Origin of the sequence: Methylophaga sp. UBA3603 (assembly GCF_002375335.1) — a bacterium.
Lineage (GTDB): Bacteria > Pseudomonadota > Gammaproteobacteria > Nitrosococcales > Methylophagaceae > Methylophaga.
Genome location: NZ_DFMC01000009.1, coordinates 530,800 through 555,905, shown reverse-complemented (window position 1 = coordinate 555,905; position 25,106 = coordinate 530,800). Strand labels below are relative to the sequence as shown.

The 25,106-nt window shown below is 39.1% G+C and carries 21 protein-coding genes; all 21 read right to left on the bottom strand.

Annotated features, from left to right (window positions below; all coding sequences use genetic code 11):
* Window positions 1–4: 4 nt before the first annotated feature.
* The gene (gene xrtD, locus B4F66_RS09900; protein ID WP_292355622.1) at window positions 5–1,531 is read right to left on the bottom strand and encodes a VPLPA-CTERM-specific exosortase XrtD; all 1,527 of its coding nucleotides are present in this window, start codon (window positions 1,529–1,531) and stop codon (window positions 5–7) included.
* Between the two features lie 22 nt (window positions 1,532–1,553).
* Window positions 1,554–2,693, bottom strand: a complete 1,140-nt coding sequence (locus B4F66_RS09895; RefSeq protein WP_292355620.1) for a WecB/TagA/CpsF family glycosyltransferase — start codon at window positions 2,691–2,693, stop codon at window positions 1,554–1,556.
* Window positions 2,690–3,952, bottom strand: coding sequence for a glycosyltransferase (locus B4F66_RS09890; protein ID WP_292355618.1), 1,263 nt, complete (start codon window positions 3,950–3,952; stop codon window positions 2,690–2,692). The genes B4F66_RS09895 and B4F66_RS09890 overlap by 4 nt, the downstream gene beginning before the upstream one ends.
* Window positions 3,945–4,868 carry a glycosyltransferase family 2 protein gene (locus tag B4F66_RS09885; RefSeq protein ID WP_292355616.1) on the bottom strand — a complete coding sequence of 308 codons (924 nt, stop codon included), beginning with the start codon at window positions 4,866–4,868 and terminating at the stop codon, window positions 3,945–3,947. Before B4F66_RS09885 ends, B4F66_RS09890 begins: the two co-directional genes overlap by 8 nt.
* 9 nt (window positions 4,869–4,877) lie before the next feature.
* Entirely contained in the window at window positions 4,878–5,852 is a 975-nt protein-coding gene (locus tag B4F66_RS09880; RefSeq protein ID WP_292355614.1) for a glycosyltransferase family 2 protein, read from the bottom strand.
* A 123-nt stretch (window positions 5,853–5,975) separates the two neighbouring features.
* The gene (locus B4F66_RS09875) at window positions 5,976–6,911 is read right to left on the bottom strand and encodes a sulfotransferase family protein (RefSeq protein ID WP_292355613.1); all 936 of its coding nucleotides are present in this window, start codon (window positions 6,909–6,911) and stop codon (window positions 5,976–5,978) included.
* Window positions 6,912–6,999: 88 nt separating this feature from the next.
* A complete protein-coding gene (locus tag B4F66_RS09870; protein ID WP_292355611.1) occupies window positions 7,000–7,533 on the bottom strand; it encodes a serine O-acetyltransferase in 534 nt (177 codons plus the stop codon).
* Entirely contained in the window at window positions 7,530–8,366 is an 837-nt protein-coding gene (locus B4F66_RS09865; protein WP_292740873.1) for a sulfotransferase family protein, read from the bottom strand. The genes B4F66_RS09870 and B4F66_RS09865 overlap by 4 nt, the downstream gene beginning before the upstream one ends.
* Before the next feature lie 19 nt (window positions 8,367–8,385).
* Window positions 8,386–9,366, bottom strand: coding sequence for a glycosyltransferase family 2 protein (locus B4F66_RS09860; RefSeq protein WP_292355607.1), 981 nt, complete (start codon window positions 9,364–9,366; stop codon window positions 8,386–8,388).
* Complete coding sequence (locus tag B4F66_RS09855; RefSeq protein ID WP_292355605.1) at window positions 9,363–10,436, bottom strand: glycosyltransferase family protein; 1,074 nt, start codon at window positions 10,434–10,436, stop codon at window positions 9,363–9,365. The genes B4F66_RS09860 and B4F66_RS09855 overlap by 4 nt, the downstream gene beginning before the upstream one ends.
* 24 nt (window positions 10,437–10,460) lie before the next feature.
* Window positions 10,461–11,321 carry a hypothetical protein gene (locus B4F66_RS09850; RefSeq protein WP_292355603.1) on the bottom strand — a complete coding sequence of 287 codons (861 nt, stop codon included), beginning with the start codon at window positions 11,319–11,321 and terminating at the stop codon, window positions 10,461–10,463.
* On the bottom strand, window positions 11,318–12,064 hold the full coding sequence (locus tag B4F66_RS09845) for a metallophosphoesterase family protein (RefSeq protein ID WP_292355601.1): 747 nt from the start codon (window positions 12,062–12,064) through the stop codon (window positions 11,318–11,320). The genes B4F66_RS09850 and B4F66_RS09845 overlap by 4 nt, the downstream gene beginning before the upstream one ends.
* Entirely contained in the window at window positions 12,018–13,358 is a 1,341-nt protein-coding gene (locus tag B4F66_RS09840; RefSeq protein WP_292355599.1) for an O-antigen ligase family protein, read from the bottom strand. The genes B4F66_RS09845 and B4F66_RS09840 overlap by 47 nt, the downstream gene beginning before the upstream one ends.
* Window positions 13,359–13,427: 69 nt before the next feature.
* Window positions 13,428–14,339, bottom strand: coding sequence for an NAD-dependent epimerase/dehydratase family protein (locus B4F66_RS09835; RefSeq protein ID WP_292355597.1), 912 nt, complete (start codon window positions 14,337–14,339; stop codon window positions 13,428–13,430).
* The gene (locus B4F66_RS09830; RefSeq protein WP_292411210.1) at window positions 14,336–15,484 is read right to left on the bottom strand and encodes a glycosyltransferase family 4 protein; all 1,149 of its coding nucleotides are present in this window, start codon (window positions 15,482–15,484) and stop codon (window positions 14,336–14,338) included. The genes B4F66_RS09835 and B4F66_RS09830 overlap by 4 nt, the downstream gene beginning before the upstream one ends.
* A 16-nt stretch (window positions 15,485–15,500) precedes the next feature.
* Window positions 15,501–17,096 (bottom strand): lipopolysaccharide biosynthesis protein, encoded by a 1,596-nt coding sequence (locus B4F66_RS09825; RefSeq protein ID WP_292355593.1) that lies wholly within the window; start codon window positions 17,094–17,096, stop codon window positions 15,501–15,503.
* A gap of 116 nt (window positions 17,097–17,212) precedes the next feature.
* Window positions 17,213–18,136 carry a glycosyltransferase gene (locus tag B4F66_RS09820; protein WP_292355591.1) on the bottom strand — a complete coding sequence of 308 codons (924 nt, stop codon included), beginning with the start codon at window positions 18,134–18,136 and terminating at the stop codon, window positions 17,213–17,215.
* Between the two features lie 1,165 nt (window positions 18,137–19,301).
* The gene (locus tag B4F66_RS09815) at window positions 19,302–21,179 is read right to left on the bottom strand and encodes a right-handed parallel beta-helix repeat-containing protein (protein ID WP_292355589.1); all 1,878 of its coding nucleotides are present in this window, start codon (window positions 21,177–21,179) and stop codon (window positions 19,302–19,304) included.
* Window positions 21,180–21,565: 386 nt separating this feature from the next.
* Window positions 21,566–22,357, bottom strand: coding sequence for an ExeA family protein (locus tag B4F66_RS09810; protein WP_292738292.1), 792 nt, complete (start codon window positions 22,355–22,357; stop codon window positions 21,566–21,568).
* A 102-nt stretch (window positions 22,358–22,459) separates the two neighbouring features.
* Window positions 22,460–23,296, bottom strand: coding sequence for a P-loop NTPase (locus tag B4F66_RS09805; RefSeq protein WP_292355584.1), 837 nt, complete (start codon window positions 23,294–23,296; stop codon window positions 22,460–22,462).
* Window positions 23,297–23,330: 34 nt separating this feature from the next.
* Complete coding sequence (locus B4F66_RS09800) at window positions 23,331–25,094, bottom strand: GumC family protein (RefSeq protein WP_292355582.1); 1,764 nt, start codon at window positions 25,092–25,094, stop codon at window positions 23,331–23,333.
* Between the last annotated feature and the right edge of the window lie 12 nt (window positions 25,095–25,106).

Here is a 25,106-nt window from a genome sequence, read left to right as displayed (position 1 = left end):
AAACTTATTCTGCAAGATAACGTTTAATTTCCGGTGAAGTATTCTTCATAAGCGACTGGATTCTGGCATCAGCGTCCTGATGACTCTCACCTGGAAGCACAGGCGTGACATAGCGAACCAGTGCACCATCTGTTCTGTTTTCCATTAAAGCATCTTTGAATAAAAACCACTTATTCAAATACTCATTGGCAATCTGTCTGCCGCGCCCCTGGAACCAGTAATAAACCAACTGTTCCTGATCACCATTTTTGATAATAACGCGGTTAATTGGCTCACCCATGACTTCGGTTCGGCGAAAATCTGCAATCTCCCAACCACCACCCGGGATACATACTCGCGGCGAATGGGGTGACTGACCTTTACGTTGTGATTCATAGTAAGCCACATAAAGGTTAACAATAGTACTGTCCATTCCCGTGAAATTAACAAACAGATAATCTGTCATCCCCAGCTTATCAACCACACGTTCATCTAACTTTTCGTGCTGACCAATCCAATCATTAAATTGTAATGGGAAACTAATAAATTCCTGATGCTCAGGAACTTCTTCAACACGATTATCAAAAAATTTGGTAGCAAACAGAGCTGCACTTAACATCAGCAGAACGACTATAAATGGTTTGTAGGAATACCCAAGTGAATCCCCACTAAACATTTTGTTCGCAGGTGCATGATCCTCTACACCAAAAAGCTGTGACAGTGTTTTGCGACTAGGTGCAATTTTCTCCAGCAACACCACCAGTAAGAAAAGCAAAGCCGCGCAGGCCATAAAGATAATCCAGCCCTCAAAATCATGCAGAAAGCCTTCTGCCATTGAGATGCCCCAATTATCGACCATGACGCCAATAGCACCGATCCGGAAACTGTTCATCAAAATGGTAATTGGAATTGTCATCAGAAAAACGGTGGCACGCTTCCAGAAAGCCGCTTGATAAAAATACGCAGCAATAAATCCCAAACTCATTAATGGAAAGAGATAACGCAGACCACTGCAGGCCTCAACTACCTGAAGTTGATAGACACCCAGGTCAATAATATTGCCTTCCAGGAATACCGGAATCTGGAATAATCGAATGACCTGAACACCTAACCACGAGGAAAATAACTGAAGCTTGGCAGTAAGAACGACTTCTATAACGTAGGGTAAGGGAATCGCAAATAAAAGTAACAGTATAGGAGCAAAGGTATATTTAGTTGCTTTGCCGACAGTGACCATCGAAAGCCCAAGCAGAACCATTACAAAGGAGTATTGAATAAGTAAAAACAGCGCGCTGATTTCGCCCACAATAAAAATAATTATGGCAATCAGTATCACGAACACCCCAGACCACAGAGGGGGCCCTTTTGCAGCATTAATTAAATTACGTTTTTCCCATAGAATAAAGAGAGTAACTAATGGGATTAAAAAACCATGGCTGTATTCTTCCTGGTTGCTCCATCTTGAAACAGCTTCAGCAAGCCCCGCCCAATAGGCTATTATGGCTATTGTGAGTGCAAGGATAAACATCCCTGTCGTCTTTATATTAAACAAAGTCTACCCCTCTTCCCTATTTTTATTTATTGGTCCAGATTAGCCTGAATCTGGGTAAAACGCCAGACAAGCGTAGCAGTGTAACAATCTTGTCAGGAAAATCTTTTAAGAACATTTGTTTATTGCAATTTCTCAGCTTACCTTGATAGATAATTATCCTGGCGAGGACATCCATTGATACGTTTTGAATATTTTCCCCATCAATAATTATATTTTTATTTTTTTCCAAGGCGGTTTTAAAAGCCGAGTCTAATTCGGGTAACTGTTCAGCAGAGATATTCCCTTTTAGGCTTACCATGAAATCTTCATGATGCGGTAATGTATCAGCTAAGACTTCTGAGTTGCTAGGGTCAATGTTTCGTTCAAGCTTCTTTCTATATATAGATAAAGGCAATGTTTGTGTCAGCAACATCTGTATGAATCGCAAACCATCACCAAAGTAGCGTTTATATAGCTTCGGTTCCTGTTTAATTCGCCATAACCATTCAATACCAAAACGTTGCCATTTTTCAGGGGCACGTTGAACACTACCTGCAACAAAATTAATCACAGCTCCCAAATGACTAATAACTGGGGCAGTTAAGCTGTCTCGATTTTGCATAATCCAGCGCTGTCCTTTTTTCGCGCCTAGCGCAACAACAATAAAATCAGGCGCACAAGCATTGATATGCTCAATAATGCTCTCTTTACTCATGGCTTCAATCGAAACAAACCCCGGATCATAAAATCCACAACTTTCCATACCTGGACTGGTTTTATTCAATTCATGATGCGCTTTTTCAGCAATGCCGCTTTCACCACCAAAGAAAAAAACCCGAATTTTTCGCTCTCTGGGTTGATCTGATAAATAAGCAAACAGATCTGATCCGGCAATTCGTTCTTCAATTGGTAGGTTAAGTAGCTTAGCGACCCAAATAAGAGGCATGCCATCTGCAACAACCAGATCACTTTCAATCACCGAGTTATAAAATTCAGGATCATCCTGTGCCATGACGGTGAAATTAAGATTAGGCGTAGAGACACAACAGGGAGTCTGTTGTTCGATAGATTCTGAGATAATCGCTGCAGCCTCTTTAAGTGATACGGCATCAAAAGGCAGCCCCAATAAACAATACTGATTCCTAACAAAACTCAACGGAGGTGTTGAAGCCGTTAATTTCATTTATTTATTCTGCTATTTATTGAGGTCTGAATTAACTTTATAAGCTTTGCCACATTTTTATTTAACAAGAACTCATCCTCAACTCGTTGCTTGCCTCCTGAAATCAAACGTAATCTGGTATCAGGTGAATCCATAAGTTGGCTTATCGCCCTAGTTAATTCAATATCATTATCAGGAGATATCGTTAGACCGGAAATATTATTTACCACTAATTCTGGAATACCTGAAAGCTCAGTTGAAATTACCGGTATCTGGCAAAGCATGGCTTCCATTAACACCACGGGGATACCGTCCATATCACCGTTACTGTCTTTTTTACACGGCAACACAAACACATCCAAACCGCTTATAAACTCAGCCACCTGAGCATGGGGTAAGGCGCCGACAAACTGGACTGACTCGTCTGTTAATCCGAGTGAAACTGCCTGATTTTTTAAGGCAGATTCCAGCGGACCATTACCAGCAATTTTCAGACATACTTTTCGATCACTTTTAACCAGTGTGGAAATAGCATCGATAAGCGTGTCTATTCCTTTTTTTTCAACCAGTCGGCCGACTGTACCAATAGTGAATATCTCATTCTTTTGGGTGGGTTTAGCAGGAGGCTGCCATCCCTGGTCAACACCGCATCGAATAATTTTAATTTTTTTTGAATCGGCGTTTAAATTCTCAAGAAATCGTTGATTAAATTCTGAAATGGTGGCGAAAAAAACAGAGCGATCTACCTTTTTTTTGAGTAACCAGCCTCTTTCAAATAAATCATTCGCATGCGCCTGGACACTAAAGCCAATGCCTGCCATCGGCGCAGCATACATCGCTATATCCGTAGGGATATGAGCAAAATGCGTATGCAAGTGTTGAATTTTTCCTTGTCTTAAATGTTTTGCCAAAGTTGCCGCATAAAAAAATCGATAACCAAGACCCAATGCAGACCGGGAAATCAGACCCTGATTGAAAACATCACTTATTAATCTTCCAGCAGCTTGAAGATATCCATTCGGACGAGTAAATAGCATAATCAGATTATCTGATAAAACCTGAAATTTAGCGGTCTCGTACAAATGGAAAACGTTATTTCTTATCTGACTAAGAGTTGCTTCAGTGGCTAGATGCCCCGGCCGATGAACCGAAAAAGGCTTTACATCAACCCCAAGCTTATTGAGTTCTAATATTTCGTTATAAACAAATGTTGCTGATAGTGCTGGAATCTCGGGTGCCAGATAAGCTATCCGCAATGAAGAATCGGCCTTATCAGGCATATTGTTGATCCCACACCTTTGCCTGCTGAGCATTTATCTCTTCAGTTGCTTTGGTTTTACCCTTTAATAAACACTGCCACTGATATTTATTAATAAATCGTACAAGTTCTTTATCATCAAATCGTGGTTTACCTTGCAGCATGCTTTTCACATATCCCCACCACATGGCAGCACCGCCAAGGAAATAAGGAGGATGCAACATCCGAAAGATCGATGATGCTGTCATGTAGGTAAGGCCGGTTCCCATAAAATACTGGCCAAATCCATGACGCATGCGTCCAGTCACAATACCTTGCTGGCTTGATCCCATTGGCCGCAAATGGATAAAGCGTAAATCGGGTTCATCCCAACTTACTGCAATCCACCCCATTTGACGACATTTATGACAATCAATGCCATCCCACATAACCTGGCGTACAAATCCGCCAATCGCTTCAAAACAAGTGCGTCGATAAAACTTGGTCATACCAACCGACATTTCATCACCACATTTTTCGCTTATCAGTTCACCAGTTTTTTTATCACGGAAATAAGCTTTACCACTACATGTACCAATACGTGGGTTCTGCTGCATCCGGTCTATCAAAGTTTCAAAATATCTGGGCGGTAAATCAAGATCTAAATCAAGCTTACAAACATAGTCGAATTGAGAAACATCCACTTGATTGTAGCCATGATAAAAAGCTTCAATCACTCCAGGCCCTACACTTCGATGCCCACGGTTTTCACGAGTAATAACTTTAATAAATGGATATTTTTCTGCATATTCAGCCAGAATATTTGGGGTTTCATCCGTCGAGCCATCATCTACAATTACCCACAAAGAAGGTGTAATTGATTGCTGAACAACCGTTTCAAGAGTCTTCCGCATATAAGCTGATTCGTTTCGGCACGGCGAAATTATTAGATAACTCATTAACTATTCCTATTTGTACTCGATTAAAACCGAATCTTTCCCGAAAACTTTCTTCAAAACAAAGCTTATAACACCAGCTAACTGAGCAAACTTACCCAATACATTTGAGCAGGCGTATAAAAGAGCGTTTTTGTCGCTCAATCCATCACGATAAGCCAGGTATAATCTCAATACCTGCAAGGGGTAAACTACTGAAAATATCAACCAATAACCCGATAAGGAGATACTGAGGACTAAAATAAAAACGGGTAACATCAACCCCCATAGCAAAATACTCACCAGTTCCCGCTTACGAAACTTCTCCACATCAGAATGATGAATATACAGGCTTTCGGCATAGGCATGTCCAGCACGTTTCGACCGTTTCCACCATTGAGATATTCTGGTCATTTCCGCATCATGCTTAGTCATTTCAGTATCTATACGAGAGATTTTCCAACCCGCCCCACGCAATCGATAACACATTTCAGGCTCTTCACCTGCGATCATTGAATCACGATAGCCATTCACATGCATGAAAGCAGAAACTCTGATTAGTGCATCACCACCACAAGCCAATGTATCGCCAATTGGAGTATCCCATTCAATATCACAAAGCTGATTATAAATACTCGCTTGTGGGAACCTTTCCCGACGACGTCCACATACAACGGCATAATCCGGATTCTCACGAAGAAATTGGCTTGAAATTTCTATCCATCCGTCAGCTATTTCACAGTCACCATCAACAAATTGAATAAACTCAATATCTGGATATTTCTGTAACAGATAGTAAACACCAGTATTTCGGGCACGGGCAGCGGTAAAAGGAATAGTAGTATCCAATTCAACTACTTCAATACCAAGCGCTTTTGCCGAATTGACACTACTATCCGTAGAACCTGAATCAACATATACAATACTATTTGTATCAACTAAAGATTGCAGACAACGAATCAGCCTTTGACCTTCATTTCGACCAATTACAATTGCACCTATTTTCATGAGAGCCTGCGACTTAAAGTTGGATTCATTTGTGCTCGTCTAGAAATTTTAATTACGTGTTATTACAATTTTTTGATGTGATTTTACCGATAAAAACTGCTATTTCAATTATTTAAAACATCATCACTTAACGTATTTCAATTCAATTTGGTTCATTTTAACTCTAATATCTTGGTGTTTTTCTACCATACCAAAATTTCTATAGAACTTTTCTTTGATAACAAGACCATAACCATATCTTTTAGTATTAAAATTAAATCTAAATAGTTTATTTTGATAAGCCAGTAACAGTTTATAAAAAAAACCAATTTCAATTGGAGAAAACCCACTCATTTCATATGACAGTGACTTCAACCTATGTCCCGCTTTTGTTTCAACTAATCTTACCTCAGTTTCTGACAGCCTCTTTTTCCATTGAAAAGCGAGAGATGGGTCGAGTTTCTCATACGTTGAGTTTTCATGGTAATTAAGCATCATACTGTCAAATTCGACACCAATAAATTTACATAAATTATCGAGAGTTTTATAAGGATCACTAACTAAATCTTCGTATTTTAAAACATGAATATTTTCTGGCTTCACCACTTTTGTAAGTTTATCCCACGACAGTTCACTTTCAAGCCAATGTTTGACACCAAAATATACATTTCCAGCCCAGCCCATAGATATACTGGATTTTGCCACATCACGTGGATCTCTTACTAAATGAATGTATTTAGCGTCAGGAAAATATTTTGGAATATGCTCAAAATTTCTATGTATATTTAAGATTAGTTTTTTATTGTTCATCCCCAATTGCTGAACAAAATCATCCAGAACATCAGAGTAACTTATAGCTGACTCTGGAAAAGAAAGCCCTTTAGAATTATAAATTCTGTGCGTCCCCAACCATGATTTATAATACTTCAAACTTGGCTCTTCACCATTTTTATTTATCTGATCAAAGAAAAAATCAAATTCACCAGGATTGTTTAATTTTAAATGGTTATCTATCATCAGATGTAACAGAGTCGAGCCCGAACGAAGAGCACCACAAACATAAAATATTTCATTTTTCATAACCATTCCTTTTTGACATATCAACATTTGAAATAAATGTAAATAATGTCATAACAAGATATTAATGACATTGGCTTTTATTTAGAACTTATTCAGATTTATTCGAGCTGTTATACCCAACTACTTTTGCAGGGACACCGGCAACGATAGCGTATGCGGGTACATCTTTTACTACCACTGCATTAGCACCAATAAGAGCATGCTCCCCAATCGTAATATTGCCTATAATCTTTGCCCCAGCTCCAATATCAACATGTCCGCCTATTATGGGTGCACCAGGATCACCACGCTTCACACCAATTGTAACCTGTTGATGTATAAGGCAGTTAACACCAATCACGCTTAAAGGATGAATCACTATCCCATTGGGATGAGGGATCGACAAACCACCACCCAGCTTACCGTTCAGTGGAATATCTGCACTCGTTATCACGGACCAGAATCGGTGCCTCAATACTGCCAGACGCTTGAACAAACTAGACCAAGCTGATCCACTCTGCTTATGGCGGTCATAGTCTCTAATTGATTTCAACAGTTTCCGATTTGGCATCCAAAACTGTGTTATTTTCTCTCTACTCCATTCAGGGACTTCAGAAGAAATTCCAGTCAGATCATTGCTCATGCCCCCCTCTCCCACTTATAGGCGATAGCATTATCTTTGAATGTAGCTGTTTGAAACTCCTGACCCAGAATTTTGCTGAGATTAACCAAATCTTCATCAAAAATCCGGTTCAGTTCAATTAGTTTTGAAGGAATTATTTCGGGTTTTTTTCGCATGGACAGTAATCCCCTAACCTGTGTTCTAAAACTTTTGGGAATTAAACTTCTTCTTAGGAATGTCATTATGGATGAGTCAACCAAGAGTTTATAGCCACTAAATCGTCTCACTCTCTGACTCGAAACGTTTTGTTCACACAGATTTTCTTGCCACTTTACTCTATTGGGCTCGACTCCCAAAAATTTCGCAACTCTTTCCAGCTCGGCTTGTGGTCTGATACGTAAAGCTTCGTTAAATACAAACAGAATATTGTCACGCCCATAGGTGTCAATGTAAGGCTGAATTTGATAGGCGTAACGGCTGTAATTCACAAGTTCATCATATCGGTCTATCGCCTCATTAATATCACAGCGAAATACATTCTGAGACCACTGATGAATATAATGCGAAATCAAGCGCTCCACAGGATCTCTTAACACGTATATCAGTTTGATCCTAGGTAATTCAGATTTCATCCGATTGATGGTATTTGGATAATCTGGCAACTTGGTGTAGTGCGTACTGGACTCACCACAAAGTTGATTTGGTTCAGCATTACTGAACAGGTTCAGGTACCACTCTCGCCCCCGGGAAAATACTTCATCGTCACTGAAATAAAATGGCTCCTTTGGGGTAGACATAAAAAAATCCGGTTGAAGTGCAAGTTGTTCATGTAACGTACTTGTAGCACTTTTCATCGCGCCAATAATGATGAAATCAGGTTTTCTTGTAGTCATCTGGATGGGTGTACTTTTTAAGAGGGTTAAAAAAGTTTGTCCAAATATCCTGCCATTGTTTGTCAGAAATATCTGGGCTATAAGTTGATGAAATCAGGCTTCTCAATCTGGTAATCACTGCGCCAAGAGTCCACATTATGTTGGCAAGAAAAAGTCCCAAACGTCCATAAGTTTGATAAAAATAACGACTTCTGGATTCATAATAGTAAAGCGGTAAACGTCTTTTGAGACGCGTCTGTTCTTTTAGTGGTGAACTGCCTCCACGAAGGTGCACGACATGTGCATCAGGATTATTGAGGATTTTCCAGCCAGCCTTCCTAACTCGATAACAAAATTCTGCATCTTCAAAGTACATGAAAAATCCCTCATCCATAAGACCTACTTGTTCAAATACTTCTCGTCGTATGAGGACGCAGGCAAAACTTGTCCAATCTGAGTAACTGAGCGACTCTTCCAATGGCTTTGCAACAACATAGTTATTCAATATTCTGCTAAACAAACCTGTTTTAGCCGCAGATAAGAATTCACTAACAGGCGTGTGCATGTTAAAACAACTAAGTTGAGGTTTTCCATCCAGCCATTCCAGCCTGGGACTTACTACGCCTGCTGAAACATTAGCCTTGATAGTTTCAAGCAAAACTTCGATGGCACCCTTTCGAACAACTGTATCGCTGTTCAGTAATAGATAGTTGTTTGCATTTTTATAGGAGATACCAAGATTGTTGCCAAAGGCAAAACCACCGTTATATTCGGAAGAGATCAGATGTACCTGATCGGTACTGTTTTTAATAATCCAAGATTCGATTTGTTTTACAGAGTCATCCCGTGAATCATTATCAACCACAGCAACATGAATATTTGAATTAGGGATTTCTGGCAAAAGCGAAGCCAGACAATCACAGGTCATTTCGGGTGTTTTATAGTTAATTAGGACAATCAACAAATCTAATTGCGAGCTCATGATAATGGCAACTTTTCATCAATTTTTTCGATCAGCTCACGAATGAATGACTGTTGTCGCTTTTCTGAAAATAAATCTTTGAGATACTCAATGGAGTTCAAATCAAGCTTTTCTTCTCCTGCATCAAAACGCTCAACTGCAGCGAGAATCTTTCTGACAAAGTCTTTAATGTCTCCACAATAAACTTCTTCAAAGCAAGGCAAATGAAAATACTCTTTATTGGCTTCGCCAGTGTAACCAATCACCCTGTTTCCTGACATCGCCGCCATCGCTGGGGGCATCGCTAATCCCTCAAACTCACTGAAGGACAGAAAAATCTTCGATTCATAGAAAATATCGTAGACTTCTTGTTCGGTAACTCCATCAATCGCTTTTACAGACCAATTGGCCGGTAATTTATCACCCAGGAAAAGCAGAACAAGTGAACTATGCTTACCCAGTTTTCTGGGCATGTAGGTAATTATATTTTTTTTCTTTTCTACCTGTTGGTGTTTAGCTTTATTTATAACGAAGTAGGATCTAATGATTTTTTCAGCTACTTGAGGAAAAACTGTCTTTACATTTTTCAGGGTGTCCTCGGAATTCGCGATAATCAAATCTGCAAAGTCATACACCTTCTTCAACGTGGAGAAATCTTCTATTTTAAGCAGAACTTCAAGCCCTAAAGAATAGCCATTTTGGACGTGAATGCCATACTTTATGCCTAATTTCAGAAAAAGAGGGGCATACCTACAGGCCATCATTTCGGGAATTAAAACAAAGTCCTTATCTTTATCGAAGTTGGTGTCGCGCTTATATATCGATTTGGTGTTAAATTTACTTGTATCATATTTAAGCTCGACCGGATAAAAGACTTGAGAGTTGAAACCTTTATGATTAAGTTTGTTTATCGTCAATGAATGATGATGTGAAACGATTGATCCGCCTGCCGGTTTTTCCGAAACTGGCAAGACAAAAATGATATTCCTACCGCCCCCATTTCTCTCAACAACTTTAAATGGTTTTTCTGTAATTTGGTCTTTAGTCAAACAGCCAAAAAATTTACTTATTTTTTTTGTTAAAGAGGTCATTTTTTATAATTTCGAAATAGGAGTTTAAATACTGAAAGTCTTGCGAAACCACTTCATGAATATCCATTTTTTGAAAGTCATGTATTCGATAAGAGCATCGTAGTACACACTATAAAAAGATAGTCCATTTTTACGAAATATTTTCCTCATTTCTCTTGCATAGGTCAGAGGTTTCCCCATTGATGGAAAATGTATAATCGCGGGTGATACCTTGCCAAATATAGCATCCTCATAGGAGCAAAAATTGTTATTCACATCAATTTTGAAACTATTGTTTACTGCAGCCCAGGGACTTCCAAGAAAACTTTTGTTATCTTTAGGTCTTATATCCAATTTTGACATCGCGATTCCCATCACATCTTCATCGGCAAGTCTCTCTGCTTTAAAAACAGTATAATTTGCCGCGATTTCTCGAGCTTCATTAAAAACACGTTCGCATGCCGGTTTTTCAAAATACGCATGTCCTGCCCCTCCTATGTGAGCAAATTCGGTCTTATCTATAATTGTCAGAGCAAGTTCTCGATCAAGGCCAAAACTACTTATACCGCTCGTTACAAGATGACCGCGAACGGCATAAGCCGAACCTGTCCAATCTGCAATGTAATCTCCAATCTCCCGAATCATAAGAATATCTGCATCGAGAAAAAAAGTTTTCTCGAAGGGCGAATATTTATCCAAATACAACTTATGTTCAAAGCCTCGCAGATTTGGATATTCTGTTATGACAGTATCAAAAAAAGGAGAAAGATTATCATGTAGGAATGAAGGACAAACCACAGCAATAGGAATGCCAGGCATCAACTGTCTTATTCTGAGTGAAAGTGCAATTGCTTTTTTATAATCTTTTTTGATCGCTAGCGTTAAAAAACCAAACTGACTGCTCATTTTTGAAATATCCCCATTATGGTTTTTTTAGGCCAAAACATTAACACTGCCAACGCATGTCTTATCACACCAAACCTCCCAATAAATGATTTTCCATCACTCCCCCTGACACCTGAAATATATGCCGGGTAAATAGCTTTTGAGACTAAAATTGTGGTTTTCTTTTCAATCAGCAATCTGGGGATAATAATCTCCGGTGGCATTCGACTCTTTAAATGCTCCGGCAAGGAACGAATGAGTTCTGAAAATCCTTTTTGACTCCATGAAAAAATTTCCATCGCCATCCAGCCCTTATTTAATTTGCATAGCACATCAAAGTTAGAGTCCGAAAACCGTATTACGCTGTTGATATTTTTTATCTTATACCGGCCGGTAATTTTCCATACATGACCATGCTTAGAAACACTCTGAAGCAACTTTGAATGTTCATATGCTTTTACGATAAGCGTCATCTCACCGTAACCGCGATGATATTCAACTGGATAATCCAAACCATAAAACGAGATTATCTCTACGTCATCCCGCCCATATTTTTGTCTGAGATCACTTACATCGTACCCTGAGTTATCCACGAATACGATAGCATCAATATCACCTGAAGCTTTGGCATGAATATAATATTCTAATGCCTGGCTATATTGAAATAATCTCTCTTTCTCATCCGTGATGATCAGAGATGGTTGATTCGTTTTGGGGCTAATAGTTGCTGTTAGCAACAGAATGTTTCGGCTGTATTTTTCCATTGAGTACCTGTTTTTTTGAATCAGCGAACATTAACGCTCTTGAAAATAATGAGCCAATTATTAACCAGTAAAGCGGGTGGAGTGATGCATTTGGCATCTGATTAATCAAGATCAGCGCCACAATAAGGCTATGTGCCGCCATCAGGTATTGTTCATGCTTTTCATGCATATACCTTTGGTTCTTGTAGGAGAGATATATAGCCATTAATACAAAGTAAAATAATGCGATAAATCCCAACCAGCCCCCAGTTCCCAACGCAATAACCCAATACCCATCTGTAACACTGAGGTCAGCCCCCGTTTCTGGATCATAAACCCGGTTACGTCCCCAACTACCCCAACCGAAGGCTGGTTTTTTGAGGGCATGTTGTAATAGAACATCTTCCTGTTCGAAGCGAAAACTCAGAGACTGAGCACGCTCAGCGCTTAATGAAGAAGCTACATTGATTATCTGCTGATGTGGAAAAATGCCCATGGATGATGTCACAGGGTAGGTCAAAAAGATTGCAGCAATACCAATCGTGACTAAATGTATTTTACGAGGAGAAAAGAAACCGAGCATTGCCACAGCAAGCAAAGCGTAAAGCATTGCCCCATAGCTTTTCTGCAGCACAATGGTTACAAACAAAACTAATAAGAGCAATCTATTATCAAATCTCCAGGCTCTGACCTTTGCCTTGTGCAAGGCAAAAATACATGCGAAACCCACTACCATGAACATAGCCACGACCAGCCCATGACCAAGAAACACAACTGCTCTGAAGCCACCTTCACGATACTGCTGTAAAAAAGAGTGAGGAAAGTATCCATAGAGTGATGCATGTAACTGTGGACTCATTCTAATTTCATACAGAACAAGAACTGAATACAAGACCGCTGCAATCGCTACGAATCGGAGCAACATGATCTGTCGTTCATGAGTATTGAAATACGCCAAGCCCAACAAAAAAGGAAAAAAACTTAAAAAACCGATACCCGACTGGGATAATCCATCATATAGACTCAGTCCCTGTATAAAATGATAGCGTTCTTGGTTCGTAATACTGGTCAGGAAAGGTGAAATCATCAGCATTAGAAAAACAAACTTATGCCAGCCTTTTAATTCCCGGTAACCAGTAGGTTGTTTTGTAAGCAACAAATATATCAATAAAACCAATGAAGTAAGCGTATATTTATTGAGTGCGGGGATAAGCGGAAAATCAATGTCAAACCCGGCGGGTAGAATCAAATATGCAATTAAAAGACACAGTAAAATCCCCCTCGACGTACCAAAGCGGTTAAGAAGAAACAGCATAACCAATGGCCAGGCTATCAGTGAGGTGTATGCAATTATATTTGGCAAAGTAAAAATCTTTTTTGGCTATTATTTCAAGCCATGTTGAAGAGTAAGCCCCAACCCCTGCTCGATTGAAGTTAGAGGTGTCCAACCGAGAGAGGTTTTAGCCAACTGGTTGTCCAGAATAACTTCCGGTATATCGAAACTGCGTTTTTGCTGATAAATAACTTCAATCTCTTCACCTTTGTATTTTTCAATCATATTGATGATTTGATTCAGAGAATATCCTACCCCACTGGAAATATTTACTGGACCTGTATACTCAGTAGTCATTGCTGCCAAACAAGCCGAAACTACATCGTCAATATATACATAGTCCCTGACAACGCTACCATCTCCCCAGACTGTAATAGGCTGACCAGCATTTATCTTATCAATACACGTTCCAATAAAACCTTGTACTCCCTTGTGTGTCTGTCCCGGTCCGTATGGATTTGAGGGTCTGAGGATAGTGACATCAAGCTGATAAAGCTCAGCATACATTTGCAAATATTTTTCAATGGCTAGTTTGACAATACCATAACTACAGGTCGGATTAGTGGGATGATTCTCAGTAATTGGCAAGCTTTTGGGTGCGCCATACACTGTACCGCCAGAAGAAAGATAAACGATACGTTTAAGGTCAGCATTACGCATTAATTCGAGAAGTTTTACTGTATTGACCAGATTACTTTCGATATCATGAACTGGATTTTTATTCGATGTGGCAGGCACAGAGGTACTGATCAGATGAAAGATCATATCCACGCCACTCATTGCCTCTGTAAGGCTCATCACATCGGAAAAATCAGCCTGCACAGCGTCAGCAATCTCAGGAAATTGCTTTCTAAGCGTTTCGATATTACGATCAAAAACCTTAACCTGATGCCCTTGATTCAACAAACCATCAATTAGTGCACTGCCAATAAAACCACTGCCACCTAGCACAAGCACTTTCATCGTTTGTCACCTATCCTTGTAATGAGCGCATCAGCGCGACGCTGGCCAACATTATGCCACAAGAAATACTCCGAACGGGCATAAGCGGCCAATGACATTTCCTTAAGTTTTGCTTTATTAGTAGCCAACAACGATAATACTGAAATCCATGCCGACTTATCATGTGGATCAATAATATAGCCATCCACGCCATCCCGAATCACGCCCTCACCGCCCATCGGAGAGACGATGCAAGGTAAGCCAGCACCAATGGCGAGGTAGGTCACCAGCGGACTTCCCTCTTCAAGACTGGGCAACATGAATACATCAGCTTGTTTGAAATATTGATCAATATTCTTGGTGAAATTGATAAATTCAAATCTAGAATCATCGCGATAGGGTTTAACTATATGTTCAATAGCTGGATCAATGCTTCCAACAATGACCAGCTTACCTTTCAAATTAGCATCTCTCCAATACTCAAGTAAAAGATGAATACCCTTTCTTATAATACCGCTACCGACAAAAAGTCCATTAAGCTCACCGGGTGGCGAAGTCGTCTTTTTAGGATAGTGACGCTGATGCTCACCCAAACCATAAGAGGTTTCGATCAACTTCGCAGGCTCAATACCATTTTCTAGCATGGATTTGGTGACGTTGGGGCTTGGACAAAAAATATAATCTGCCATTGTTAATTTCAGGTTCTCATCAGCAATACTCGCCTCAGGTATTTTCTTATACTCTGCAATACCAAGTATTTGCATTTCTTTATCAAGAATTTGATTAGCTGTATTTTGGTGGCAATTAATTGACTCAATAACTAAGATTTTTCCATGTTTTTTTGCCTGTTGAAAAGTACGTAAATGCGCCCCCGGCCACAAATATGCAATATCATATTTGCGAATAAGGTATTTGAATTTATATTCGGAAAGTTTACGTATTCTTGCCAGACCAAGGAACTTGTTAAGGACAGAAAAAAGGAGTTTATTTCTGACGATCGTCTTTCGTTTATCCAGTTGTAGGTCTAAATCACTAAACAATGAGAAAACATCTACTTCTAGATCGGAACTATTCATGGACATAGCTATCGAATCTGCAGCGTAGCCAATTCCAAAACTGGTAGTATATCTAGGATCGTAAAGTAAAATGCTTTGAGTTCTATCCATGTGTATAAGGCTATTTTTAATGTTGGCTGTTCTTATCAGAACCATGACCTCGAGACAGATAAATTAATACCGGCTTGAGAAAGTGTGGAGCTTTATGGCTAAATTTATATATATCTATCTTATCCTGTTGTCGGATGCCAATAATCACAATTGTAATTACGTATAATATTGCACTGAATATTGAATATACTATCAACTTAATCCATGAGTCTGGAGGACTAAATTTCAGACACAGAAAACATAAAATAACAGAGGGTATCGCCGTATATATAGTAGGTTGAAAAACTTCTTTGAACCAATCTTCAAAGCTCGTGTGGGCAATCTTCCAGCAAAACGGCCATTTAAGTGTTACTTCTACGAATATAAATGCTGTCAATGTTGCATACGCCGAACCATATGCTCCCTTTTGCAAATAAATAACAAACAGTACCGTCAGTATTAAATTCACCGATTGAACAACAATTACTCTTAAAGAGAGCCCTTTCATATCACCAGCTGCCAATGCAACAGCCGAGCCTAGAGCATTCATTGCTGCTAGGACACTCACAACCAGAAGGATCGCCATCACGCCCCCGGCCTCGTCATACTTACCATCAAGATATAGGTGCATCAACTGTGTTGAAAAAATCATCGCCGGTACAGCGATCATCATTACCACCCACGTATGGTATCTTGCTGTTCGTGTATAGGTATTTCTAAGCTTAATGAAATCTTGTGTTGCGTACATTGCCCCAAGAATCGGGTAAAATGGACGAGTGATCGGCGTTAAAACTTGAGTAAGCAACCTGGGCCCCATATCAGCCACATAAAATATAGTCACATCAACCGCAGTAGCAAAACGATTTAAGATCAGCGGATCCATCGATCGTTTAAGCACATCAGATAAGCTTCCCACCAGCCACCAGCCACCAAACTTGCTAATTTCTTTTGCCAGAGCCGCCTTAAACATCTTAAATCTGAATCGCTGAGCTGGGACCAATTTCATGGAGATAGGAGTAGTAATACTCATACCAACAAGTTCACTTATAACCAGAGCAACGGTCACCCATAGAGCTCTAGTGCTAACCTCAAAAAGCAAAACAAGCAATAGCCCAACTCTTAAAAATTGACATCCGATATCAATGAGATCTGACCAGACAAGTTTTTGTCTCACCATAAAACCAGAATTAAATGCCGTAATTGGTAACCGTAATGAGGTTGAGAACACCATTAATATCAACATAATCTGAGCATCAAAACGATATTTAGGGTCAATTACCAGAACACTGTCAATATTCCAGGCAAGTATTAGTCCCAATATGAATAATGCAACACCAGCCATCAATAACAATGGAAACATGGAAGAACATATCCGCGTGACTTCTTCTTCATCACCACGTGCATAAGCAACGGTCATGTATCGCGCCATACCACCAGTTAGGACCGTAGTTATAAGTGGAGCAAAGGCCATCACAGATAAGACAATAGGAATTAAACTATATTCTTCTGGCGGAATATGCCTGAGCAAATATTGCTGAAGCCACAGTAAAACTGTGACATTTACAACAAGTGATATTGCTGAACTTGTTGAGTTTATGACAATAAGTTTTTTGCTTATTTCTATCGTACTCATATATCAAAGACAACCCAACTTTTGCTCTTTAATTAAGAGCATAGATAATGTAATAAATTCAGCATATTATTTATAATGTTTAAAACCAATAAAGTGAATTAGGAAAGTTATTTTAATTAACCCACATTTTTATCCCAAAATTTGGACAACAATTTATTAATTATTACCTTTGGTAACATTTTATAGTTACTTGTGGCCAGACTTAACTTTATAGAATTTCGGTTTGTCCATGGATACCTGGAGCGGATTACTGTTTCCAATAAATCAGCATCAAGTTTATCTTCCCGCTTCAACCTTTTTACTATTTCATGAAAATGAGTGTCATTTCTTGTATCAAATCTGATAGTACTGTAGTGATAAACAACAGGATTTTTAGCCCCAGTTCCTTTTTGTAATACCAACATGACGTTATACTCCGGGGGTAAAGCATACACATTCATTGATTCTCTTCGTAGGGCCTCATGCATTGCAGGCTGATCTTTATGTAAGCCAAGCTTACTACTCTCAGTCCACAAATCATGCCAAGTCCTAAAAAAATCTTTCGTGCGTTGATTATCCCTTACCAGCATAACTCCAGAATTAAAATATCTACTCGGTAATGGCCAGTGGATTTTGTCAAATATCTCTCTTTCAAATGGGCGAAAAACAAACTTTTCTGGAGGTAAATTCATATCATGTGACATAGCTATATCTGCATTGATATCAAAAATTGAATTTAAGTCATCAACTGGTAGTGCATCAATATCAACATACAAATAATCACCCTCAACAATGTTACGCAATTGGGTTTTTAACATACGACTGGTATAAGCATTATTCTCGCCTTTGAGATCAACAATATTAATTTTGTCGACCATCTCAATCACTTTCGCACGAAAACCTATAAGATTATTAAAAGTTTGCTTATCTAAGACTAGCTCAACAGAAGTAGAAGGGGAATAACGTCTCGTACAATGTATAGACGTCATAGCCATTTCTGTATAATGGTCTTCAGTGTTGCTTACAAGGACATAAACAACCTTTGGTTTACTTTGAGTCACTTTAACCTCATTTTTTCAGCTATTTTCTGAATTCACTAATACCACTCAGTTGGTCTAAAAATCAGTTTTCAATAAATCCAACCACTATTATAGAATGACCGTAGTAAATTAACTCATACCAGTTTTTGAATAATTTGTCGTAATGCTCTACAACATACTACAAATAGTATGCCTCACCATCTTATATAGCTTATTTTATACGTAAGTGTAACTAAACATTTAAGTTTAGGGTTAAACTCTTGAGTTAATGGCACGTATCAAAATTACTAATAATTTAAACTTTTACCAAACTAAATAAAATTTACTTGGCAAGCTTCTCAATATTAAATTTTGTAAATCACAATACTAAATATAAATTTTATGTCACATAATTTAATATTTGATTAGTAGATTATCTTTAAACTTAAGCGAAACATTTACACGTAAAGGTTATGTCTATTTGTTACCTTTTAAAGTAAAAGGTTATCTCCAGACTGATAAGCTAAATTGAAAGAAATTAGAGTTTAGAACTTTCTTCAACGTTAAATCTTTCGTTAGCAAATCCAACAAAACTTTGTTTAGAACAAATGCCTTTATAAGATTTTACCAATTCCATTGTTTTCTATATTTACTTAATAATCTTCTTAAATGAAGTACTAAAATTATCCTCCAGTTAAAATATTTAAACTTGGGGCTCCAGACAAATTTAACACTAGACTCAATTAGATAAAATTGACAAACATTGCAACAATTTTATTAGGGTAACATAAACGCAATTTTCTATTGTTAACTAAACAACAAGCCTAAAAAATCAATATTTTATGATTCGCCTAATTTTAGGATTTGTCCAACAGCAGATTTTTTAACATATCGTATAGAAAACCCAATTATAAAACTTAAAATATATAAACTTTTTCACAGAGAATTGCCCACCTCATTGGGCAGTAATCTTCGAAGCTATTATCAGAAATAGTTATATTCTTTATCCAAGCTGCTATTGATCAATTTGACCTTTTCATATGCTGGGCGTGTTACAACATATATTGATACGAATAGAAATTAATAAACATATAAAAAAACTCCGGCCATAATAATATGTCCGGAGTTTATTTGCTTTACAATCTATTTTTTTAATGAAACATAATTTCGGTAAAACTATTCAGTTCATTAAAAGAGCATGAATATACTACCTCATCATGCAACGTCCGCGTGCAAATACGCGACATTGACTTTCTTCAACGGGAATATCGTTCTCAATTACATTTGTCACTTCGTTTACTGTAACTGAACGAGCCTGATATGAGCTTATTGATTCGGAACTACGTGTAGTTACTGGTTCAGAAGCAATAGGATCTGATATATCTGAAATAATTGATTGATCAATCATTGATGCAGACTCTTGAACTGATGCTGATAACATTGCGCTTCTGGAAGTTGAATCAATCATCTCATCTTCCAGCATTGAATCAACCGTTCCAGTACTGGAGGTACCTGAGCTAGAGCCAGAAGTACCTGAAGAACTGGAGCTAGAAATTTCTTCCGTCGTTGTATCTGTTGCTGTTCCACGATCAGTAGAGATTATGTTAGAGGTAGTTTCACTGTCAGTAGTAGTCTCATCTGCAACTACTACATCGGATACTGATACTACTGGGCGCGAATAAAGCGGTGTTGTATCAAGCTCAGGTTCTGCAAGTATTACCTCCGGTTGGGTATTTTCTTCCACCGGTATTTCATCAGTTAATAAACTTTCATCTATGATGCTGACAGAGGTATGTGAATTACAAGTATTTTTACTTACATCAATCTTAAGATTAGCATCTAACCCTCTAATACATGCAGCTCTAGAATCTGTAGATGAGAGACTTATATCATTTCCAGTGGCGCTGAATCTATTTTGGCCACCAAGCATAATCCCAACCCCAAGCTGATGGTTGTTGATTATTTTATTATTTCTGATGGTCACGTTTTCTGACTTTAGACTATCTTCAGGTTTATTGGGCACTGCAATTGCATTTCTTATGATATCTGATTCGTCAATAATGATGTTATCTGCGATGAGAACATCTTTACAAGAAGCACAACCGATACCCAGACCGCCGACATTCCGAACAGTATTACGCTTAATTGTCAAACCAATAAACGATTCATTAAGGTTATTGCCTGGATCTACCGCGATCCCCCAACAGGCTGAACCAGCTTTACCTTTATCTTCAATTATACTATTGTCAACAATTTCAAGATTCCGAATAATTCCATGCACCACCAAGGAAGCCCCCTGACAAATCCCATCAACCCTTGTTGAATGTTTGATTATGTTATTACTAAATTTTATATTACTATTTTTGAAGTCTTGTGATTTAGTCGGACTACTAATGTAGATATTGTGATAAAGAATAGGGCCTTTAAAACCATTGTTTTCGAATGTATTATTATGAATGAGACAATCATTACAACCACCAAGCCATCCCTGATGTGCGTTATTAATTATGGTAGAGTTTCTTACTATTATCCGATCATTTGCCTGATTTGAGCCTTGCTCTGGGCTATTTGCCCCTGCAGCATGGATACCAACTGAAAATCCTTCGATATGTACATTTTCAATTAGTAAGTCATCTACATCGTTATACATTGCAATACCGGAATGACGACTAGCGTTTGAAATAATCATCAGATCCCTGACAATATAGCCACCATCTGGTTTTGATGAACCAGAATTCTGGAAATTAATTGCAGTTTCCCCGTTGCTTATCAGCATTGGCTTGTCTAAAGATTCATCACCATAACTTTGGATAGCGCATGGTTTTTCTGCATTGCATCGGGAATTGGCTATCCACTTTCTTTCGGTGATTTCAAATTTACCCCCCCGGCAGAAAAGGATATTATCTCCTGCAGACATTTTATCAAATGTATCCATTGCTTTTTCGTATGAGCGGAATGGCGAGGTTTCGGAACGGCCGTTGTTATTGTCGTCGCCGTTATCACAAACATAGTAATTTTGTGCGGATGCTGCAGAAGCAGAAATCGCTAAAAGTAAACCTGAAAATAGAATTGAAATAAGTTTCATGATCATCGTCCCCCCTATGAATTAAAGATGATACGCGTTGAATGATATGTACATACTACACAAATAAAGGTGACCAAATTCACACATTCACAATTGGTTGATTTTTGAACAAGAACTTGTGAGATTGTAAGCAAAAATTCTTGCTTTCAGTACCTATCAATAGACCAATTTACCCAGTAATAAGCTCCAAAAAAAACCCGACCTTTCAGTCGGGCCAAAAAGCCTCTGGGGGGCAGAGGATTTTTAAAGGATTTTGATATTTCGATGGCTTCATCTCCTTTATTATGGAGATGGTTGAATATTAATAATTTAGTAAGAGCTTAATCGTGATACTTATCACAAAAAGAAATAATTTCGGTTACAAGTGAAAAATTCCCGATAAAAGATCAGACTATCTGAATATTATGCTGCTCCAGCAACCAGCTTTTAACTCGTTTTACATCCGGGTTCTCTGAAGCCTTGGTCTCCACAATACGAGAAGATTTTTTGTCCCGCATCATATCTTGTATAAGGGCGACATCAATTTCTTTTTTATCATCAGCAAAGGCATAAACCAAAGCAAAATCGCACAGGTTATTAATACGTCTGGGGATCCCCTCGCTATAACAATAAATTACGGCGCAGGCTTCATTGCTGAAAATTTTATGTTTAGCTCCCGCTACTTCCAAACGGTATTCAATGTAATTTTGTGTCTCCGGATAGCTAAGCGCTTTAAGATGGAACTCTACCCCAATGCGTTGTGCAAATTGCACAAGTTCTGGTCGGTTCAGTTTTTCGATTAACTCAGGCTGCCCCGTCAATACGAGCTGCAAGAAAATATCCGAGTCGATATTTACATTGGATAAAAGTCGTAATTCTTCTAATGCCTGAACCGACAAGTTTTGCGCTTCATCGACAATTAATACTACCCTTCTCCCCTGAGCATGTTGCTCGACAACAAAATTAATGTAATCGCGATAGCGGCCAGCGTTATCTGTCGCACTAGACTCTATTTCAAGCGAATCCAGTACCCATACCATCAGCTCACCAAATGATTCATGTGTGTTATTTATAAGGCCAATAACACAATCATCATCAATCTTTCCTAGCAAAGCCCGTATCAGCGTTGTTTTACCCGCACCGATTTCGCCTGTCACCACCGTGAACCCAGCATGACTCATCAAACCATATTCCAGCATTGTGAGCGCTTTTTTATGGTTGGGGCTCATATAGAGAAACTGAGGATCGGGTACCAGGTTAAAAGGCTTATGCTTAAGACCAAAGTGTTCTGTATACATAGATTAATAATTTTGATGTTCGGGGGGACTGGCAGATTTATTTACCACTGTACCAAGCAAGGGTGAGCCTTCAAGCATCTGCAAAGATTTAGTAATATTCGATTCAGTATTTTTACCATCTTCGAGTACAAGCAAAGTACTGTCAAAATAGCTTGCTGCAAGCGACACATCATCAGTCTGCAACACAGGTGGAACATCGAAAATAATGACACGGGAATCATACTGAGATTTAATATCAGCCACCAGACTGGCCATTTTGGGGCTGGAAAGCAGTTCAGCAGAATCTTCTGCTCTGCCGACTCCCGGTAATATAACCAATCGTTTGATACCTGGGTTGATTAAAACCTCTGAGAGTTTTAAGTCACCTGAAAGATAATCTTTGAGACCCACCTGAGCATTGAGACCAAAATAATTACTGATACTCGGATTACGCAAGTCCATATCTACCAGCAAAACGGTTTGATTGAGCTCCATTGCAATTGCCATAGCAAGGTTAGCAGCCACAACTGATTTACCTTCACCGGCAGTTGGAGAGGTCACTGCCAGCGTTTGCCAGCGATTACTGCGCATTTTTTTCAGTACCTGGGTCCGTAACATTCTGAACACGGCTGATTGCGGATTATTGTAGAAACCGGCAATGATTCGTTTGCGTTCAAGCTGATGATTTGGAACATTCACCACTTTGGTCTGGGAATACGATATCGACTCAATAGGAGCTGCCAGTGGATCTTCGGCTTGTGAAACACTATTCTCAGCTTTAGTTGGTTCTACTCTGATGGGTTCCGGTTTCTGAGCATGCCGCTGTTTAGCTTTTTCAAGCGCTTTCTGAATTCTATCCATAATTAAACTACCGTATTAATTGTTGATACTGTTGTTACAGCAAGCTCAGTTTATTCAGTACTTTGAACCATAACACTTCAAGGTTCATTACAAAGAAATGAAACAATATGACAGCACCTAGGCCAAGGATAATTCCTAAAACGATCAAGCTATAAATGATTCGTCTCTTACGGCGTTTTTCGTGGTCGGTCTGAATAAGAGGGATAACAACAATAGGTGGCTTTCCGACAATTCTGGAAATTTGGGTATAGCCACGCACTCCGCCAAATAACATTTCGACCAGAAGCCCAAGACCAACTCCAGCACCAATTGATCCTGCAAATCCCATAACAATAAGTTTCTTGCGATTTGGCTTTTCGGCGGTATTGGAAACTTGAGGCGGTTCGATCAGAGTAAAGTTTTCGCCCTTGTTCTCTGTTTCGAGTGTTTGTGCCAGTTCTGCTTCTAATTGTTTGGCTCTTAACTCTTGATATTTAGCTAATTTATTCTCACGATCACGGGTCAGATCCTGATAAGCACGTTGCACCTGATTGGTCTGGTAAACACGGTTTTCATACTCAGCCAGTTTTTCACGCAAGTCTGCCTGCCTCTCTCTCAAACGACCGATCTCACGTTCAGTTGCATCAATTTTGGCGCTGACTTCTATATATACTGGATTTGTAGAACTAGTAGTGGTTTGTGTTTCAAAATCAGTATTCTCTTCAGGCAGATCCGCTAGACGTTGTTCCAAACGGGTTATTTCTGCTTCAGCAGATTTTACATCCGGATGCTCTGTCGCATAACGTTGCTTAAGTGTTTGCAAATTACTTCTGGCAGAAGTCAATTGCATTTCAACTTCTTCACGAGGGGACGCATCGACACCAACTTCTGCCTCAAGGGCATCTATTTCACGTTTTACGCGTTGTAAATCAGGATGGTTAGCCGAGTATTTACTTTGCATCGAACGATATTGCGCGCGTAGCTCTTGTAAAGCCATCATCGGTGCTGAAGGCTGACCTGCAGCATTGCTGGTCGCACCGGTAGCTTGCTTGGGAATCATCGAAAGCTGTAACCCCATGGTGGTCATCTGGTCACTCAACACCATGATCTGATTTTGTATTGAAGAGATTTCTTCCTGAATGTTCTGAACCGTGCTCAGATTGTAATCCAGCATATCAGGAAGACTGTCACTGTATTGATCTCGAAATTCCGCAATTTCTTTTTCGGTTTGCTGAATTTCTTTCTGCATTCTGTCACCTTCCAGTTTCAAAAACTGGGTGGTGTCCTCGGCCCGGTCTGTTCTAGCTCTGGCATTTTCATTTAAAAACTCTGTAACCAGCTCGTTAGCAACTTGTTGAGCTTTTCGTGGGGACTGATCCATGAACGAGACAGTAAAGGCGATACTGGCTTTTTTGGCGCGACCACTGGCAGGGTCCGTCACATTTGCTTGAATAATATCCACACTAACATTGCTTTTAAACAACTCAACAATTGGTGCGGTGATCGGTGAGCTTTTTCTTTGTTCAGAATAAAGATTATGTTTTTCAACAACTTCCATAATCCGGTTGGTGGTGAGTAGACGCTGTTTGATAACCTCTATACGCTGATCTGCGTAACTAGTGACGGTGGTGCGAATCAAATCCTGTGGAATTTCCTGTGATTCGATCAAAATCAAACCCTGGGATTTAAAACTCTCTGGAAGTGAGTATGTGAATACTACCGTGCCTATCATCAGAGCTAAAGCTGGAATCGCAATCCAGTATTTACGTCGCCACAGAATATCCAGATAATCCCGTAGACTTTTGACTTCTTCTTCCATTATGTACTCTTA